Origin of the sequence: Janthinobacterium sp. 78, assembly GCF_003096775.1 — a bacterium.
In the GTDB taxonomy this organism is placed as follows: domain Bacteria; phylum Pseudomonadota; class Gammaproteobacteria; order Burkholderiales; family Burkholderiaceae_D; genus Janthinobacterium; species Janthinobacterium tructae.
The window spans coordinates 5590358-5607615 of record NZ_QENT01000001.1 but is presented as its reverse complement, the minus strand read 5'-3'; the positions used below and the strand labels follow the sequence as shown (position 1 = coordinate 5607615).

At 64.8% G+C, this 17258-nt stretch carries 16 protein-coding genes and 2 tRNA genes; 9 read left to right on the top strand and 9 right to left on the bottom strand.

Going from position 1 to position 17258, the window contains the following annotated elements; translation table 11 throughout:
* The first annotated feature begins 4 nt into the window (after positions 1-4).
* From C8C92_RS24635 to C8C92_RS24625, 3 genes are read left to right on the top strand one after another with little or no spacing between them, the layout of a single operon-like run.
* On the top strand, positions 5-430 hold the full coding sequence (locus C8C92_RS24635; protein WP_116745512.1) for a YeeE/YedE family protein: 426 nt from the start codon (positions 5-7) through the stop codon (positions 428-430).
* Positions 427-858 carry a DUF6691 family protein gene (locus C8C92_RS24630; RefSeq protein WP_116745511.1) on the top strand — a complete coding sequence of 144 codons (432 nt, stop codon included), beginning with the start codon at positions 427-429 and terminating at the stop codon, positions 856-858. Before C8C92_RS24635 ends, C8C92_RS24630 begins: the two co-directional genes overlap by 4 nt.
* Before the next feature lie 42 nt (positions 859-900).
* Positions 901-1758: a ChaN family lipoprotein gene (locus tag C8C92_RS24625; protein WP_116745510.1), complete on the top strand. Its 858-nt coding sequence runs from the start codon at positions 901-903 to the stop codon at positions 1756-1758.
* Positions 1759-1774: 16 nt separating this feature from the next.
* On the opposite strand, the gene C8C92_RS24620 is transcribed toward C8C92_RS24625, so the two are convergent.
* Positions 1775-2602, bottom strand: a complete 828-nt coding sequence (locus C8C92_RS24620; RefSeq protein ID WP_116745509.1) for an IclR family transcriptional regulator C-terminal domain-containing protein — start codon at positions 2600-2602, stop codon at positions 1775-1777.
* Positions 2603-2767: 165 nt separating this feature from the next.
* Here C8C92_RS24620 and C8C92_RS24615 point away from each other — a divergent pair, with 165 nt between their 5' ends.
* From C8C92_RS24615 to C8C92_RS24590, 6 genes are all read left to right on the top strand, one after another.
* Entirely contained in the window at positions 2768-3466 is a 699-nt protein-coding gene (locus C8C92_RS24615; protein ID WP_099762204.1) for a 3-oxoacid CoA-transferase subunit A, read from the top strand.
* Between the two features lie 10 nt (positions 3467-3476).
* Positions 3477-4118 (top strand): 3-oxoacid CoA-transferase subunit B, encoded by a 642-nt coding sequence (locus C8C92_RS24610; protein ID WP_279340949.1) that lies wholly within the window; start codon positions 3477-3479, stop codon positions 4116-4118.
* Positions 4119-4152: 34 nt separating this feature from the next.
* On the top strand, positions 4153-5355 hold the full coding sequence (pcaF, locus tag C8C92_RS24605) for a 3-oxoadipyl-CoA thiolase (protein WP_116745507.1): 1203 nt from the start codon (positions 4153-4155) through the stop codon (positions 5353-5355).
* 90 nt (positions 5356-5445) lie between these two features.
* Positions 5446-6141 (top strand): fumarylacetoacetate hydrolase family protein, encoded by a 696-nt coding sequence (locus C8C92_RS24600; RefSeq protein WP_116745506.1) that lies wholly within the window; start codon positions 5446-5448, stop codon positions 6139-6141.
* Between the two features lie 18 nt (positions 6142-6159).
* Positions 6160-6483 (top strand): thioredoxin family protein, encoded by a 324-nt coding sequence (locus tag C8C92_RS24595; protein ID WP_116745505.1) that lies wholly within the window; start codon positions 6160-6162, stop codon positions 6481-6483.
* Between the two features lie 579 nt (positions 6484-7062).
* Positions 7063-8361 (top strand): MFS transporter, encoded by a 1299-nt coding sequence (locus C8C92_RS24590; protein WP_116745504.1) that lies wholly within the window; start codon positions 7063-7065, stop codon positions 8359-8361.
* Positions 8362-8469: 108 nt separating this feature from the next.
* On the opposite strand, the gene C8C92_RS24585 is transcribed toward C8C92_RS24590, so the two are convergent.
* From C8C92_RS24585 to C8C92_RS24550, 8 genes are all read right to left on the bottom strand, one after another.
* Positions 8470-10947 (bottom strand): TonB-dependent receptor, encoded by a 2478-nt coding sequence (locus C8C92_RS24585; RefSeq protein ID WP_116745503.1) that lies wholly within the window; start codon positions 10945-10947, stop codon positions 8470-8472.
* An 83-nt stretch (positions 10948-11030) separates the two neighbouring features.
* The gene (locus tag C8C92_RS24580) at positions 11031-12023 is read right to left on the bottom strand and encodes a FecR domain-containing protein (RefSeq protein WP_116745502.1); all 993 of its coding nucleotides are present in this window, start codon (positions 12021-12023) and stop codon (positions 11031-11033) included.
* Positions 12020-12547: a sigma-70 family RNA polymerase sigma factor gene (locus tag C8C92_RS24575; protein WP_207781045.1), complete on the bottom strand. Its 528-nt coding sequence runs from the start codon at positions 12545-12547 to the stop codon at positions 12020-12022. The genes C8C92_RS24580 and C8C92_RS24575 overlap by 4 nt, the downstream gene beginning before the upstream one ends.
* Before the next feature lie 182 nt (positions 12548-12729).
* Positions 12730-12806: transfer RNA gene (locus C8C92_RS24570), tRNA-Met, on the bottom strand.
* Between the two features lie 60 nt (positions 12807-12866).
* A tRNA-Met gene (locus tag C8C92_RS24565) sits at positions 12867-12943 on the bottom strand.
* Positions 12944-13034: 91 nt separating this feature from the next.
* Positions 13035-13982, bottom strand: a complete 948-nt coding sequence (gene miaA / locus C8C92_RS24560) for a tRNA (adenosine(37)-N6)-dimethylallyltransferase MiaA (RefSeq protein WP_116745500.1) — start codon at positions 13980-13982, stop codon at positions 13035-13037.
* Between the two features lie 96 nt (positions 13983-14078).
* Positions 14079-15980 (bottom strand): DNA mismatch repair endonuclease MutL, encoded by a 1902-nt coding sequence (mutL, locus tag C8C92_RS24555; protein ID WP_116745499.1) that lies wholly within the window; start codon positions 15978-15980, stop codon positions 14079-14081.
* Positions 15981-16098: 118 nt separating this feature from the next.
* Complete coding sequence (locus C8C92_RS24550) at positions 16099-17037, bottom strand: peptidylprolyl isomerase (RefSeq protein ID WP_116745498.1); 939 nt, start codon at positions 17035-17037, stop codon at positions 16099-16101.
* Between the last annotated feature and the right edge of the window lie 221 nt (positions 17038-17258).

The window sequence follows — 17258 nt, the reverse complement described above, 5'->3', positions numbered from 1 at the left end:
GACCATGACTATTGCTTGGCAGCACTTCACACCGTGGGCCTCGCTGGCGGGCGGCATGCTGATCGGCCTGGCGGCTGCGCTATTGATCCTGTTCAATGGGCGCATCGCCGGCATCAGCGGCATCCTCGGCGGCTTGCTGCGCCCGCGCCAGGGCGACCTGGGCTGGCGCATCGCCTTTCTTGCCGGCCTGATCGGCACGCCCCTGCTGTGGCAGTTGTGGCAAGTCTTGCCGCCCGTGCAGATCGAGGCGGGCACGTTGGCCCTGATCGTGGCGGGCTTGCTGGTGGGCGTGGGCGTGCGCTATGGCGCCGGCTGCACCAGCGGCCACGGCGTGTGCGGCCTGTCGCGCCTGTCACCGCGTTCGCTGGCGGCCACTTGTGTCTTCATGGCGGCCGGTTTCCTCACCGTCTATCTGTTGCGCCACCTATGAGTAAACTACTCCTTTCCCTGTTGAGCGGCCTCGTCTTTGGCCTGGGCCTGATCGTCTCCGGCATGAGCAACCCGGCCAAGGTGCTCGGGTTCCTCGACCTGGCCGGCGCCTGGGATCCGTCCCTGGCGCTGGTGATGGGCGGCGCCATCGCCGTGGCCATGCCCGCCTTCTGGCTGGCAGGACGGCGCAGCACGGCGCTGTTGGGCGAACCCATGCAATTGCCGGCGTCGCGGCGCATCGACCGGCGCTTGCTGCTGGGCAGCCTGGCCTTTGGCGCAGGCTGGGGCATCGCCGGTTTCTGTCCCGGTCCCGCCCTCGTCTCCCTGCTGGCGGGCCAGCCGAAGGCCTGGCTGTTTGTCGGTGCGATGCTGGCCGGCATGCTTCTGTTTGAAGTGCTGGAGCGCCGCAAGCTGTCCGCGCCGGCCTGAGACGGTACAATCTGGCGCATCGCCACTTTGGATACCGCTTACATGACAACCGTGATTTTCCGCGTCGGCGCGCGCGCCGCCCTGCTGTGCAGCGTGCTGGCATTGGCCGCCTGCGGCAGCTTGCTGAAGAAGGAAGCCCCGCCCGCTCCCGCACCCGCGGCCGACACCTTGCCCAATCCGCAAGTGTTGCTGCTGGGGGAAGTGCATGACAATGCACAAGGCCAGCGCTTGCGCGTCGCCGAGTTGCAGCGCCGCCTGGCGGCCGGCTGGCGTCCCGTGATTGTCATGGAACAATTCGACCGCGAAAACCAGGCCTTGCTGACGCGCGCCGCGCGCGATTGCGCCGACCCCGATTGCATCATCCGCGTGATGGAACAGCCGCGCTGGGACTGGAGCTTGTACCGGCCCGTGCTGGACCTCGTCATCAGCTATCAATTGTCCCTGGTCGCCGGCAATCTGTCGCCGGCCGATGCCTCGCGCATCGTGCGCGACGGCATCCAGTGGTCGATGCCGCCCGCCATGGTGGCCACCTACCTGGCCGCGCCCGTGCCGGCCGATATTCTGGAAGGGCAACAGAAGGAAGTGCAGGCGGCCCGCTGCAATATGCTGCCTGAGATGATGATCAAGGGCGTCGTCAACGCCCAGGTGGCGCGCGATATCTGGATGGCCAAGCTGATCCGTGACCAGGCGCCGCGCGACGTGGTGCTGATCGCCGGCAATGACCATGTGCGCAAGGATATCGGCGTGCCCCGCTGGCTGAAGCTGGCTGACCCGCAACTGAACCTGCGCAGCATCGGCTACCTGGAGCAGGGCGGCAGCGGCTACAAGGGGACGTTCGACCTGACGCAAACGATGCCGGCGCAGCCGCGCCCGGACCCGTGCGCCAAGTTCAAGAAATAAGGTTCAAGAAATAAGCCTACTGCTGCACCCGCACCAGGGCGCTGACCCGGCTTGCCGTATCGAGCAGTTTCGGCAAGCTGTGTTCCAGCAAATGCGCCACGGATGGCCCCGCCGTCTGGCCGCTGACATTGATCGCCGCCACCACCTTGCCGGCCCGGTCGAACACGGGGGCGGCCAGGGCGATCAAGCCCTGTTCCAGCTCTTCCTGCACCAGGCACCAGCCCTGGCGCCGCACTTGCGCAATCTCTTCCATCAAGATCTCGATATCGACCTTGGTCGCCGGCGTGACTTTCAGCAGCGCCATTGTCGACAGCCGTTCGCGCAGCACCTCGGGCGCCAGGCCCGACAGCAAGACACGTCCCATCGAGGTGCAGTAGGCGGGCAGGCGGCTGCCGATGCCCAGGTTGATCGACATGGTGCGGTGCGCTGACAGGCGCACGACATACACGATGTCGTCGCCGTCGAGCACGGTGGCCGAGCACGACTGGCGCAAGGTCTGCATCAATTCTTCCAGCAGCGGCTGCGCCTGCGTCCACACGGGCAAGGACGACAGATAGGCGTAGCCGAGGTCGAGCACCTTGGGCGTCAGGCGGAACAGCCGTCCATCCGCTTCCACATAACCGAGATGCAGCAAGGTGTGCAGGATGCGCCGCGCGCCCGCGCGCGTCAGCTGCGCCCGCTCCGCCACTTCGCTCAGGGTCTGCTGCGGCGCCTGCGCGCCAAAGCTGCGCAGCACGGCCAGGCCCCGCGCGAACGATTGCACATAGCTGTCGCCGGGACGGGGGGCGCCGTCGGTATCCAGGCTTGCTTCGGCGGAAAGGGGCGTGCTGCGGCGGTCGGTCATGGCAATTCCAATGGGGCAAGGTGGCAATTATAGCCATGGAGGTGGTGAAAACGGCAAATTGACAAGCGCGCCGATCAGGCATATTCTCACGAATAAGTTCTAAATGCGAATATTTGTTCGTTATACGAACAAATGAATTGTAGGTTTGATTTGGAGGAGACAGCAATGATCGACAAACTGCGTTCCAGCGTGCTTGATGCGCTGGCCGATATCCACGATGGCGCCACCGTCATGATTGGCGGCTTCGGCGGCGCGGGCCAGCCGGCCGAGCTGATCGACGGCTTGATCGCCCAGGGCGCGCGCGACCTCGTCATCGTCAACAACAATGCGGGCAATGGCGACACGGGCCTGGCCGCCCTGCTGAAAAACGGGCAGGTGCGCAAGATCATCTGCTCGTTTCCGCGCCAGGCCGATTCCCACGTCTTCGACGCGCTGTACCGCGCGGGCAAGCTGGAGCTGGAATTGGTGCCGCAGGGCAATCTGGCCGAGCGCATCCGCGCCGCCGGCGCCGGCATCGGCGGCTTTTTCACGCCCACGGGCTATGGCACGGACTTGGCCAAGGGCAAGGAAACACGCGAGATCGATGGCCGCATGTATGTGTTCGAGTCCCCGATCCACGCCGATTTCGCGCTGATCAAGGCGGAGCAGGGCGACCGCTGGGGTAACCTGACCTACCGCAAGACGGCGCGCAACTTCGGCCCGATCATGGCCATGGCCGCGACAGTCAGCATTGCTTCCGTGCACGAGGTGCTTGACTTGGGCAGCATCGACCCCGAACACGTCATCACGCCGGGCCTGTTCGTGCAGCGCATCGTGCAAGTGCCGCGCACGGCCACCGGCCCCGCCGGCTTCAAAGCTGCCTGAGGAGTATCAAGTGAATAAATGGAATCGAGATCAAATGGCGGCCAAGGTGGCGGCCGACATCCATGAAGGCAGTGTCGTGAACCTGGGTATCGGCTTGCCGACCCTGGTGGCGAACCACTTGCCGGCCGGCGCCGACATCATCCTGCATAGCGAAAACGGCGTGATCGGCATGGGCCCCGCGCCGGTGCCGGGCGAGGAAGACTACGACCTGATCAATGCAGGCAAGCAGCCCGTCACATTGCTGCCCGGCGGCAGCTATTTTCACCATGCCGACAGCTTTGCCATGATGCGCGGCGGCCACCTGGACATCTGCGTGCTGGGGGCGTTTCAAGTCTCTGCCACGGGCGACCTGGCCAACTGGCACACGGGCGCTCCGGACGCCATTCCCGCCGTGGGCGGGGCCATGGACCTGGCCATCGGCGCGAAAAAAACCTGGGTCATGATGGAATTGCTGACCAAGACGGGTGAAAGCAAGCTGGTGCAGGCGTGCACCTATCCGCTGACCGGCATCGCCTGCGTCAGCCGCATCTACAGCGACCTGGCCGTGCTCGACCTGGGGCCAAACGGCGCCACGGTGGTCGAACTGGCCGATGGCTTGAGTTTTGCGCAACTGCAAGCGTTGACGGCCGTACCGCTGACGGATGCCCGCTAATTCAACATCAAACAACTTTCTTGGAGGAAAGAACATGACCCACGCATACATTTGCGACGCGCAGCGTACGCCCTTTGGCCGCTACGGCGGCAGCCTGTCCGGCGTGCGCGCCGACGACCTGGGCGCCGTGCCCATCCGTGCCTTGATGGCGCGCAATCCAAATGTGGACTGGACTTTTGTTACCGACGTGCTGTACGGCTGCGCCAACCAGGCGGGCGAAGACAACCGCAACGTGGCGCGCATGGCCGCCTTGCTGGCCGGCTTGCCCGACAGCGTGCCGGGCGCCACCCTGAACCGCCTGTGCGGCTCGGGCCTGGATGCCATTGGCAGCGCCGCGCGCTTCATCAAGAGCGGCGAAGCGGGATTGATGATTGCCGGCGGCGTGGAAAGCATGAGCCGCGCGCCATTCGTCATGGGCAAGGCGGACAGCGCCTTTGCGCGCGGCATGAAAATGGAAGACACGACCATCGGCTGGCGCTTCATCAACCCCTTGATGAAGGCGCAGTACGGCGTCGATTCGATGCCGGAAACGGCGGAAAACGTGGCCAGCGATTTTGGCATCAGCCGCGCGGACCAGGATGCGTTCGCCCTGGCCAGCCAGGTCAAGGCGCTGGCAGCGCAGCAGGCAGGCGTGTCCGACAGTGAAATCTGTCCTGTCAGCATCGCCCAAAAGAAGGGCGATCCCATTATCGTTTCCCGCGACGAGCATCCGCGCGCCACCACGCTGGACACCCTGGCCAAATTGAAACCCGTCGTGCGCGCCGATGGCACGATCACGGCCGGCAACGCATCCGGCGTCAACGATGGCGCGGCGGCGCTGCTGCTGGCCGACGAGGCGAACGCGGCCCGTTTTGGCCTGACGCCGCGCGCGCGCGTCGTGGCCATGGCGACGGCCGGCGTGGCGCCGCGCATCATGGGCATCGGCCCTGCGCCCGCCACCCTGAAAGTGCTGGCCATGACGGGTTTGAGCCTGGCCGACTTCGACGTCATCGAACTGAACGAAGCGTTTGCCGCGCAAGGCCTGGCCGTGCTGCGCCAGCTGGGCTTACCCGACGACGATGCGCGCGTCAACCCGAACGGCGGCGCCATCGCCCTCGGCCATCCGCTGGGCGCCTCGGGTGCGCGCCTGGCCATGACGGCTGTCAACCAGCTGCACCGCACGGGCGGGCGTTATGCGCTGTGTACCATGTGCATCGGCGTGGGGCAGGGCATTGCGCTGGTGCTGGAACGCGTCTGACCCTGCTGAAATAAAGTTACCGTAAAATGGGGGACACTGCGGTGTCCCTTTTTCATCACCGCCTTTTTGTCGTGCCGATCAGGAGTCTTCATGTCGTATGTCATTCCCGCAGCCATCCAGCCCAGCGTTCCCGTCACCGGCAGCGTTGACACGTTTCCGGTGCACCGTATCTATTGCGTGGGCCGCAACTATGTCGAGCACGCCAAGGAAATGGGACACACGGGCCGCGAGGCGCCGTTTTTCTTCATGAAACCAAACGACGCCGTGCTGCCCGTGCCAGCCGGCACGACGGGCGAGTTGCCGTATCCGGCGCAAACGCAGGATTTCCAGCACGAGATGGAACTGGTGGTGGCCATCGGCAAGGGCGGCAGCGACATCGGCGTGGCCGATGCGCTGAGCCATGTCTGGGGGTATGCGTTGGGCCTGGACATGACGCGCCGCGATGTGCAGGGCGCGGCGAAAAAGCAGGGCCGTCCGTGGGAGACGGGCAAGGCGTTCGAGCACTCGGCGCCCATCGGCCCCATCACCCCGACCGCGCTGGCGGGCGACGTCAGCCATGCTGCCATCACCCTGCACGTGAACGGTGAACTACGTCAAAGCAGCAGCGTCGACATGCTGATCTGGAACGTGGCCGAAACCATCGCCGACCTGTCGACCTATTTCACCTTGCAGCCCGGCGACCTGATCTACACGGGCACGCCGGCCGGCGTGGCGGCCGTGCAGCGCGGCGACGAACTGCTGGGGGCCATCGATGGCCTGGGCACTTTGCGCGTGAAAGTGGTCTAAGCTGTCAAGGAGACTGGCATGATGAACGACACGTATTCTGTAGCACAACCCACGTGCGCCGAGATCGACGCCCTGGCGGGGCCGGCCCTGCTGGAATTCGGCACGGGCTGGTGCGGCCACTGCCGCGCCACCCAGGCGCCGCTGGCCGCCGCGTTTGCGCAGCACCCCGCGGTGCCGCACCTGCGCGTCGAAGACGGCCCCGGCCGTGCGCTGGGGCGCCACTTCCGGGTCAAGCTGTGGCCGACCCTGATCTTTTTGAAAGATGGCCAGGAAGTGGCGCGCCTCGTGCGTCCGCTCGATAGCAGTGAAATTGAGCGGAGTTTTGCATTGATTGATGCATAGGTCGTTTTAAACCCAACGGCAGATGCCGGGGTCGGACCCTCAGGGTCCGACCCCAGTCCTCGCTGTTGGGGTTTGCACGCCATCATTTCTTGCCGCACTGCACCACTGCGCGTATGATAAGCCGCTTACAGCAAGATCAACCGCATCCTTCGTGATGCAGCGCGATCATCGCCGGCCCGCTCCACCCGGAGGGGCCGCAGGCAAGGATTCACCACAAATGACCGATGCCGCGATGCCGACGCGCGGGTCTGGTACGGAATGCCTGGCGATACGCCGGGCCTGATACACGTCGCCCATCCCCTGACGCCTTTCCTGCCGTGCCCCGGGTAACCGGATGGCGCACGACCGTTGTTTCTCTAAATCAGCACTGATCACGGCGCGTTGGCGCGCGTTGCCGGTAGTTCGCTACGGCAACAAAAACCGTTGTTTTTTTGTTTGCAAATTGAATAGCAAATGCGCGGCAAATGCATGCACGCAAGGCTATGATATGCGAACGACACGGAGACAACGTGCTGTGCTGCTGCCTGAAAAAACATCCAGAGAATGGCCTTTAGACACCCTCCCCAAGGAGCGCAGTAAATGAGCAAGCCCCCGAGCACCCCCCCCAAGAAAAATTCCCCCGGCACGGTGCTGTTCGCCAGCCTGATCGGCACCACCATCGAGTTCTTCGACTTTTATATCTACGCCACCGCTGCCGTGCTGGTGTTCCCGAAACTGTTCTTCCCTGCCGGCGACCCGTCGGCCGCCGTGCTGCAGTCGCTGGCCACGTTCGCCATCGCCTTCTTCGCCCGCCCCATCGGCTCGGCCGTGTTCGGCCACTTCGGCGACCGCATCGGCCGCAAGGCCACTCTCGTGGCGGCCTTGCTGACCATGGGTATCTCGACCGTCATCATCGGCTTGCTGCCGACGTATGCCGCCATCGGTACCCTGGCGCCGTTGCTGCTGGCGCTGTGCCGTTTCGGCCAGGGCCTGGGTCTGGGCGGAGAATGGGGCGGCGCGGTGCTGCTGGCCACGGAAAACGCGCCACCGGGCAAACGCGCCTGGTACGGCATGTTCCCGCAGCTGGGCGCACCGATCGGCTTCTTCCTGTCGGGCGGCATCTTCCTGCTGCTCAGTGAAACCCTGACCGATGAGCAATTCTTCAGCTATGGCTGGCGCATCCCCTTCCTGGCCAGCGCGCTGCTGGTCATCGTCGGCCTGTATGTGCGTCTGAAGATCACGGAAACACCGGACTTCCAGAAAGTCATCGAGAAGAACGAAGTCGTCAAACTGCCGGTCGCCACCGTGTTCCGCCAGCATGGCCGCATGCTGTTCCTGGGCACCATCATTGCCCTGGCCACCTTCGTGCTGTTCTACCTGATGACGGTGTTTGCCTTGAGCTGGGGCACGACCAAGCTGGGCTTCACGCGCAAGGAATTCCTCGTTGTGCAGCTGTTTGCCGTGCTGTTCTTCGCCCTGACGATTCCGTTTTCGGCCGTGCTGGCCGACCGCCGCGGCCGCCGCGCCACCATGATTTGGGTTTCCGTCGCCATCGCCATCTTCGGCCTGGTGCTGGCGCCCATGTTCGGCTCCGGCGTGACCTGGGAAGTGACGCTCTTCATGGCTGTCGGCCTGGGCCTGATGGGCATGACCTACGGACCGCTGGGCACCATGCTGTCCGAGCTGTTCCCGCCCGAAGTGCGCTACACGGGCGCCTCGCTGACGTTCAACCTGGCCGGTATCCTCGGCGCCTCGCTGGCGCCGTACATCGCCACCTGGCTGGCCACCAACCATGGCTTGCAATACGTGGGCTATTACCTGTCGCTGGCAGCCTTGCTGACCCTGGGCGCGCTGCTGATGGTGGGCAAGCCGAGGGCAGGCAAGGAAGCGTGGGAATAAACGCCCGCGCCCATCCCCTTATGTAAAAAACCCCGGAAGCTCGATGCCAGCTTCCGGGGTTTTTTTATGGCGCCTGCACCACGCCATCATCCTGGCCGACAGACCTGCTTACCACTTCGGCGTGTACTTCAGGGTGAACTGCACGTTGCGCGGGTCGCCAAAGTGGTTATTGCCGCCCGTGTCGTTATACGACGGGATCACATAGCGCTTGTCGAACAGGTTGTTGACGTTGACGGCCAGCGACAGCTGCGGCGTGGCTTGCCAGGCCAGGCGCGCGTTCCACAGCGAGAAGCCGGCCACGTCGAACGAGCGGCCGAAGTCCAGCGTATGGCTTTGCATGTTCACGCCGGCGCCGACACTGAACTTGCTCCACTCGCCGGGCAGGGTATAGCCGGACCACAGGCGCAGCATATGCTTCGGCGTCCAGGTCGAGAAGACCTCGCCCTTGTTATCTGGATCGTCGAGATAGGTCGTCGTCGTATAGGCATAGCCGGCCGACAGCTGCAGGCCGCGCGCCACTTCGCCCGATACTTCCGCTTCCAGGCCCTGGCTGCGCACCTTGCCCGAGGCGCGCGAGCAGTACCAGCCGTCGCAGGCGAAACCGGCCGCGTAATCGTTGACGGCGCGGTCCTTGTGTTCGTAGCGGAACACGGCCAGCGAGGTATTGACTTTACCGTCCAGCAGTTCGGCCTTGACGCCCGCTTCGTAGCTGTCGCCCGTGATCGGCTTGAGGATCTGGCCCGCCGCGTTGCGGTTCGTCTGCGGCTGGAACACGCCCGCATAGCTGGCGTAGGTGGACCATTGCGGCGTCAGCGCATACAGCAGGGCTGCCGATGGCGTGAACTTGGCCGTGACACGGGTGGTGTCCGCTGTGCCACCCATTGGGGCATACACGAAGTCATACCAGCTGAAACGCCCGCCCAGCAGGGCTTTCAGATGGCTTGTCAGCTGGCCGTTCCAGCTGCCGTACAGGCCTTTCTGGCGCATGTCGTAAGTGCTGCTGGAGCTCACGCCGCGCGCGGCGATGGTGTCGAAATCCTGCCATGGGCGGTGATGATCGATATTGAAGATCTGCGCGCCTTGTGTCCAGGCGCGCGCATAGCGGTCGTCGGAATGGAACTTCACATAGCTGGCACCGACGACGACTTCCTGCGCGATGCCCAGGCCATCGAATTTGCCGCGCACAAAGGCGTCGATGCCGCGCTTCTGGTTCTTGAAATCGGTGGAGAAGTCGCCGTACATGGAACCGCTGCCATCGGCCTTGATGGTGCCGGCCATGCGCTGGTGGGTCGAATTGGTGCTTTCATTGACGCCCAGCGCGGCCGTCTTGAAGCTCCACTGGCTGTTGAAGTGGTGCTCCAGGTCCAGGTTGACAGTGGTCTGTTCCACCTTGCTGCGGTTCCAGTCGGCGCCCGTATAGGTCGAACGAGGCAGTCCCAGTTCGCTGCCGTCGGCGTAGCGCGCCAGGCCGACGAACATCGGGCGGCCACGCCCGTTGACGTTGCTCACAGCCAGACCCAGGGTGGTAGCGGGACCGAGGTCGTAGTCGAGCGCCGCATACACGGTGCGGTTCCTGATCCAGACCTGGTCGATGAAGGAGTGGGTATCGTCTTCATCGACGATGGCGCGTCCGCGCAGGCTGCCGTCCGCATTCAGCGGCGTGCTGACGTCAAGCTGGGCGCCGTAATGGTCCCACGAGCCGGCGCGGGCCGTGAACGCGACCTGGCGCGTGGCCAGCGGACGCTTGCGCACCAGGTTGACGGAGCCGCCAGGGCTGCCCCTGCCTTCGAGCAGGCTGGAAGCGCCGCGCAGCACTTCCAGGCGGTCGTAGATGACCATGTTTTCCTGGCCCCAGTTACCCAGCGCATAGGTGTTGCGGTCGATCGGTACGCCGTCGTACTGCCACTGGTCGATCTGGAAGCCGCGCGCCGTGATCACCACGCCCGGCCCCACGCCATGCACGCCCACCACGCCGGTGACGTTGTTGACGGCTTCGCGCAAGTCCGTGATGCCCTGGTCGTCCAGGCGCTGGCGCGTCAGCACGCTGACCGATTGGGGCATGTCCTTCATCGCTTGCTCGCCCTTGCCGAGGGTGATTTTACGCGCCGTGTAGGAGCCGCTGCCTTCCGTGGTGGCGCCTTGCTCGGCCTGGCCGACGATGGTAATCGCGGGCATGGTGCGCTCGGCCGCCGAAGCGCTACTTGCCGCTGCCGTGGGAGTGGCGACTGCAGGCGCGGCCACCAGCACATAGCCGGTCGCCGTCTTGCCGATGGCGTAGCCGCTGCCGCGCAGCAGCATGGCGAAACCGTCCTCGATGGCGTAGCTGCCCTGCAGCCCGGCACTGGTCAAGCCCTGGACCTTGGCAGCATCGATGACGATGGACACGCCCGCCTGCTGCGCATAGCGGTTCAGGGCGCCGGCCAGCGGACCGGCGGGGATGCTGTAGCTGGCGGTTGCCGGCGCCGTTTGCGCAACTGCCTGGGCGTGCAGGCCGGCGCTGGCGAGCAGCAGGACAGCCAGGGCGAATGGATGCAGCCGCGTGCGCAGCGCGCGCGGTGAGGAAACGGTAACGATAAGAGCGGACATGGTGACAGCCTTTTTTGATTGATCTCAGCTGCCTTGACGCACGAGATGCGCAAAGTGGAACCACGCACGCGAAATAATGCGCACTATTTTTTGGCCGGAGCGTCCACCATCACCAGATAGCGCGTCAGCATGCGGATGCGCAGCTGCGGGAAATTGTCGATGAGTAGCTGCAGCGCCTTGTCCGTATCGTCCAGCGGCAGCACGGCGGCCACGCGGATGCCGGCGATCTGCGCGCGGTCGTAGTGCAGCTGGCCGGGACGGTGACGCGCCAGTTCGTCGAGCACCTCGGCCAGCGGCAAGTCGTCGACCACCAGCTGTCGCGCGCGCCAGGCATCGTGCACGCTGGCCGCATCGATGCTGGTCAGCGGCCCGACGCCATCGTCCGTGATGCGCGTGCGCTGGCCCGCCTGCACCACGACGGCCGGATGTTGCGGCACCTGCGCCAGCACTGTGGATTCCAGCATGCTCAGGATGGTGGCGCCGTCTTCGCTGCGCACGGTAAAACGCGTGCCCAGCGCGCGGATCGCCGCCTGCTTGCTGTCGACGATGAAAGGGCGCTGCGCATCCTTGGCCACGTCGACGAGGATGTCGCCACGCACCAGCTCCACATGCCGCTCGCCCGCATTGAAATGCACGTTGACGGCGCTGCCGCCGGCCAGGGTGAGGCGGCTGCCATCGGCCAGCGTATGCGTGGACCATTGCCCGGTGGGGCTGCGCAGGTCGGCCAGCAGGTAGGCGGGGCGCTCGCCGAGAGCCAGCGCGCCGGTCAGCAGCATTACGGCCACGGCGCTGGCGGCGGCCACCTGGCGCAGACGCTGGCGGGGACGCTCGGGCGCGATGGCGGCCAGGGCGGCGCGCGCGGGTCGATGGTCGCCGCCGGCCGGCTCGCGCACGGCGCTCAATTGACGCAGCAGGTTTTCCATGCCGGCGGCCGCGCTCGCGTGCCGCGGGTCGGCCGCCTTCCACGCGGCGAAGCCGGCCTGTGCGGTGTCGCGCTCGGCCGGGTCGTCGGCGCTCAGGCGCACGATCCAGCGGGCGGCCAGTTCGGCGGCGATATCCGCGCGGGGGCTATTCATGCCGCCATGGCCGGGCAGGCGTGGCGGCAGGCCAGCAAGGCTTGCACCAGGTATTTTTGCACCATGCGCGTGGAGACGTTCAGTTGCGCGGCGACGGCGGCCTGCGGCAGCTCTTCCAGGTAATGCAGCAAAAAGGCGTCGCGTGCCTTGCTGGACAAGCCGTCCAGCGCCGTGGCGATTTGCCCGAGCGCCTGCACGGCCATCAGGATCTCGTCCGGCGACGGCGCGCCGGGCAGGCTGTCGGCCAGCAGGGCCAGTTCCGCCAGATAGCTGCGCTCGAGTATTTGCCGGCGCGCGCGGTCGAGCAGCAAGCGCTTCGCCGTGGTGGACAAGTAGGCGCGCGGCTCGCGCATGCCGAACAGCGCGTCGCGCGAGGCGATGATGCGTAAAAAGGTATCTTGCGCCACATCGGCTGCGCCATGCGGGCAGCTGAGTTTTTTGCGCAGCCAGCCGACCAGCCAGCCGTGATGCTCGCTGTAGAGCGTGTGCACTTGCTGCTGCAGGCTGGGCTGGATGGCGGACATGAGAGGCATTAATATGAATGAGAATTATTCTCATTGTAAGCGGCAGAGGCGGCTTGCCACAATCCCCGATTGCATGCGGATGGGGCAGGTGTTGCGCGCAGGCCGCATGCGTGGTGCTGCCGGAAATGAAAAAACCCGCCGCTGCACGGGGCAGGGGCGGGTTTATCAATACTGCAAATTCTTGGTGGTGATAGGTGGACTTGAACCACCGACCCCAGCATTATGAATGCTGTGCTCTAACCAACTGAGCTATATCACCAAACAGACCGGTCAGACCGGATGCTGGTTTTGATCAGTAAAAAACCTGATCGATGTTCTTTGGTGGTGATAGGTGGACTTGAACCACCGACCCCAGCATTATGAATGCTGTGCTCTAACCAACTGAGCTATATCACCCAACAGCCGAGCATTATCCAGTCTTCCGATTTCCTTGTCAATGCCGGTGCAAAAAAATGTGCGGATTTTTCTGCGTGCGCATCGGTGGTGGTTACTTTAGCAATGGCTGGATTTGTGCCAGCATGGACGAGGCTGGATCAGTGCCCAGGCAATCGATGACGCTGCGTTCCGGCATCGAGCGCAGCCAGGTCAGCTGCCGTTTGGCCAGCTGGCGCGTGGCGATGATGCCCGTCTCGCGCAAGGTGGCGCGGTCGATGCGGCCATCGAGGTATTCCCAGGCCTGGCGGTAGCCCACGCAGCGCATCGAGGGCAGGCCTGGATGCAGGTCGCCGCGCCGGCGCAGCTGTTCCACTTCATCGAGCAGGGCATCGTCTTTCAGCATGAGGTCGAAGCGCGTGGCGATGCGCGCGTGCAGCACGGCGCGGTCCGACGGTTCCAGCGCGAACGATTGCAATTGAAATGGCAGCACGGTCTTTTCGCGCCGGGCCAGCAGGGCCGACATGGGCTGGCCGGACAGGGCGATGATTTCCAGTGCGCGGCCGATGCGCTGCGCGTCCTGCGGCGCCAGGCGCGCGGCCGTGATGGGGTCTTGCTGCGCCAGACGCGCATGCATGGCGGGCCAGCCGATGGCGGCTGCATCTTCCTCCAACTGGGCGCGCAAGGCAGGATCGGCGCCGGGCAAGTCGTCGAGGCCATCGGCCAGGCCCTTGAAGTACAGCATGGTGCCGCCGACCAGCAGTGGCAGCTTGCCGCGCGCGCAGATTTCGCTCACCAGGCGCAGCGTATCGTTGCGGAACTGTGCCACGGAATACGCATCGAGCGGATCGATGATGTCGATCAGATGATGCGGTACCTGGGCCAGTTCTTCCTGCGACGGCTTGGCCGTGCCAATATCCATGCCCCGGTAAACGAGGGCGGAATCGACGGAAATGATCTCGGACGGGATGGCTTGCGCGATGGCCAGCGCACTGGCCGTCTTGCCGCTGGCCGTGGGGCCCATGATGGCGACGGCCAGGGGGAGGTGTGGAGTGTTTTTCATGGTGCTCTATGTTTTGTGTGATGCACACCCCAACGTCAAAATACCGGGGTCGGACCCTGAGGGTCCGACCCCAGCCCTTGCCGTTCGGGGTGAAAGTTATTGCCCGCGCAGGAACAATTTATCGAGCGCGTTAATTTCGACCTGCACCCACGTCGGCCGGCCATGGTTGCACTGGTCGGCGCGCTCCGTGCTCTCCATCTGGCGTAAGAGGGCGTTCATCTCCTGCACCGACAGAATGCGGTTGGCGCGCACGGCGGTGTGGCAGGCCAGGGTGCCCAGCAATTCGTTCTGGCGCTCGATGAGCACGCGCGAGCCGCCATATTCGCGCACGTCGCGCAGCACGTCGCGCGCCAGGGTTTGCGCGTCGGCGTTTTTCAGCAGGGTCGGCACGGAACGCACGGCCAGGGTGGTGGGCGACAGGGCGGCGATGTCGAAGCCCAGCGCTTTTAATGTGTCCTGGTTTTCATTTGCCGTCGACACCTCGATCGCGTCCGCATAAAACGTCACGGGGATCAGCAAGGATTGCACCTGCATGTCCTGGCCCGACACTTGCGCCTGCAGCGCGTTCTTCAGCTGCTCGTACAGAATGCGCTCGTGCGCGGCGTGCATGTCGACCAGCACCAGGCCCTTGGTGTTTTGCGCCAGGATGTAGATGCCGTGCAGCTGGGCCAGGGCAAAGCCCAGCGGATATTCTTCGCGCGCCATCGCTTCGGGCGAGGCGATGTACGGTTCCACCTGCGTGATCGGCGAACTGGCGGCGCCACCGAACAGGGCACCGTAGGCCGCCGTGTCTTGCCCCACGCCTGGCGCGTCGGCAAAGAAGGGGCGGGCCGCGCCGGGTGCCGCTGGTGCGAAGGTATTCGTGAATTGTGTGCCGAACGAGGTTTGCGTCTGCTCGCGGCGCCAGATGCCTGGGCCGCCCGTGCCCGAGCCGCTGTCGCCACTCAGACTGGAGGCGGCCGGCAGGGGCGCTGGCACGCTGCCAAACGCCGTGGCCGACGTTTGCGCCAGCGCGCGCTGCACCGCATGGAAGACGAACTGGTGCACGGAGCGGCTGTCGCGGAAGCGCACTTCGATCTTCGACGGGTGCACGTTGACGTCGACCAGCGCCGGGTCGAGGTCGAGCGCCAGCACGTACGATGGAAAACGGTCGCCATGCAGCACGTCCTGGTAGGCCATGCGCACGGCATGCACCAGCAGTTTGTCGCGCACGAAGCGCCCGTTGACATAAAAGAACTGGCCATCGGCGCGTGCCTTCGATGCCGTCGGCAGGCCGGCAAAGCCGTGGATGCGCAGCGTGCCGGCCGACTCGTCCAGCGCCAGGCGCGCTTCGGCGAAGTCATTGCCGAGGATGTGGGCGCTGCGCTTGGCCAGTTCGCTGATATTCCACTGGTCGATGGTGCGCCCGTTGTGCGACAGCGAGAACGACACGTCGGGGCGCGCCAGGGCGATGCGGCGCACGACTTCGGCGCAGTGGCCGTATTCCGTTTGCTCCGATTTGAGGAATTTGCGCCGCGCGGGCGTGTTGAAATACAGGTCTTGCACGTCGACCGTGGTGCCGTGCGCGCCCGACGACGGCGAGACGCTGCCATTGTGCGAGCCGACGATTTCCCACGCATGGGCGGCGTCCGCCGTGCGCGAGGTCACGGTGACGGCGGCCACCGAGGCGATCGAGGCCAGCGCCTCGCCGCGAAAGCCCAGGGTGCCCACGTTTTCCAGGTCGTGCAGCGAAGCGATCTTCGACGTGGCGTGGCGCGCCAGGGCCAGCGGCAGCTGGTCTTTATCGATGCCGCGCCCGTTGTCGGTAATGGCGATGCGTTTCACGCCCCCTTCTTCCAGCCGTACCGTGATCTGCGTGGCGCCCGAGTCGAGCGCGTTTTCCAGCAATTCCTTGACGACAGCCGACGGCCGCTCGACCACCTCGCCAGCGGCGATTTGCGAAATCAACTGGTCAGGCAGGGCCTGGATCGGGCGGTGGGGCGTAATGGGAGCGTTCATGCCCTGATTATAACGGGTTCGCAAGGGGAGGCGCTGCTGTGCTGATGCCCGAAACCCAAAACGAAGGCCGGGGTCGTACCCTGAGGGTACGACCCCGGAATTTGCCTTTCGGGTCGCTTTACTTCCCCACCTCCCGCACCGGTATCGGCGCATTGCACAGGTCGACGTGGCCGGCCGTGACCTTGCTCCACGGGCCGCCGCGGTGGCGCTGGGCTTCCAGCACGGCCTGGTAGGCGGCGCTGTCGGTGCGCATCACCTCCAGGTTCACGCGCTGTGCCAAAGGCACGCTGGCGGCCAGGCGGACGGCCTTGATCGGCACGTTTTTCTCGGGGCTGTCATAAAAGCCCATGGGCGCCGTGCCGCGCGGCAGGGTCGACAGCAATGGCATGCCGGAGACGACTCTGCCGACGACGGTGATGTCGCGGTCCAGGTGGCGCGGCGACTGGCCGATGACGGCGTACAGCTCGGTGCCGCCGCCGCTGTCGCTGGCGCTGTCGCGGCCCACGCCGACGGTGGCATAGCAATGCGTGAGCCAGGCCGTGCCGGTTTTCGGATCGCGCGCGGACGGGAAACCGTTCGAATGACCCACTTGCGGCGCATAGCCATCGACGTCAGGCAGGCGCGTGAAGCTCTTGATGTTTGTCAAAGGGACCGTGAATTCGCCGGGCAGGGTGCGCCGGGCATGCTGGATCGGCTTGGGATTTTTCTCGTTCGGATCGCCCCACTGCGCCACCCAGTTGTCCTGCGCGCGCGTGATGGCCAGGCCGTCGTAATACTGTTCGGCGACCAGTGCCTTGATATTGGCCACGTGCCTGGGTGCGAAGTCGGGCGCCAGTTCGATCACCACGCGGCCGGCGGGAATGTCCATGTACAGGGTGTTGTCCGGGTCCAGCGCACGCCAGTCGGACGGTTTCGAAGCCTTGATCACGTCGGCCAAGGTCGCCTTGGCGGGCAGTTCGGCGGGTGCCTTGATCTGGATGGGCGCCGCGTGGGCGGACAACTGGGCAAGGCCCAGCACGCTGGCCATGCTCAGGCCGCTCAGTGTATGCAGATACATATTCTCTCCTGGTCGGCGCGGATTGCACCGGTCAGAAAGTGTATACCGGAATGGCAATATTTCGTTGGAAAAACATTGCAGATAGCAATACTGAGAGTGGCCTGCCGAGGCGGCGTTTCCTTAACCTTTACTTAAATTGCCACACGCGCAAGGGCAGCACATAATTAATCCTGAAATATCGGGCAGGGGACTGCCGTTGCGCTGGCCGGGTGGTGTATGAT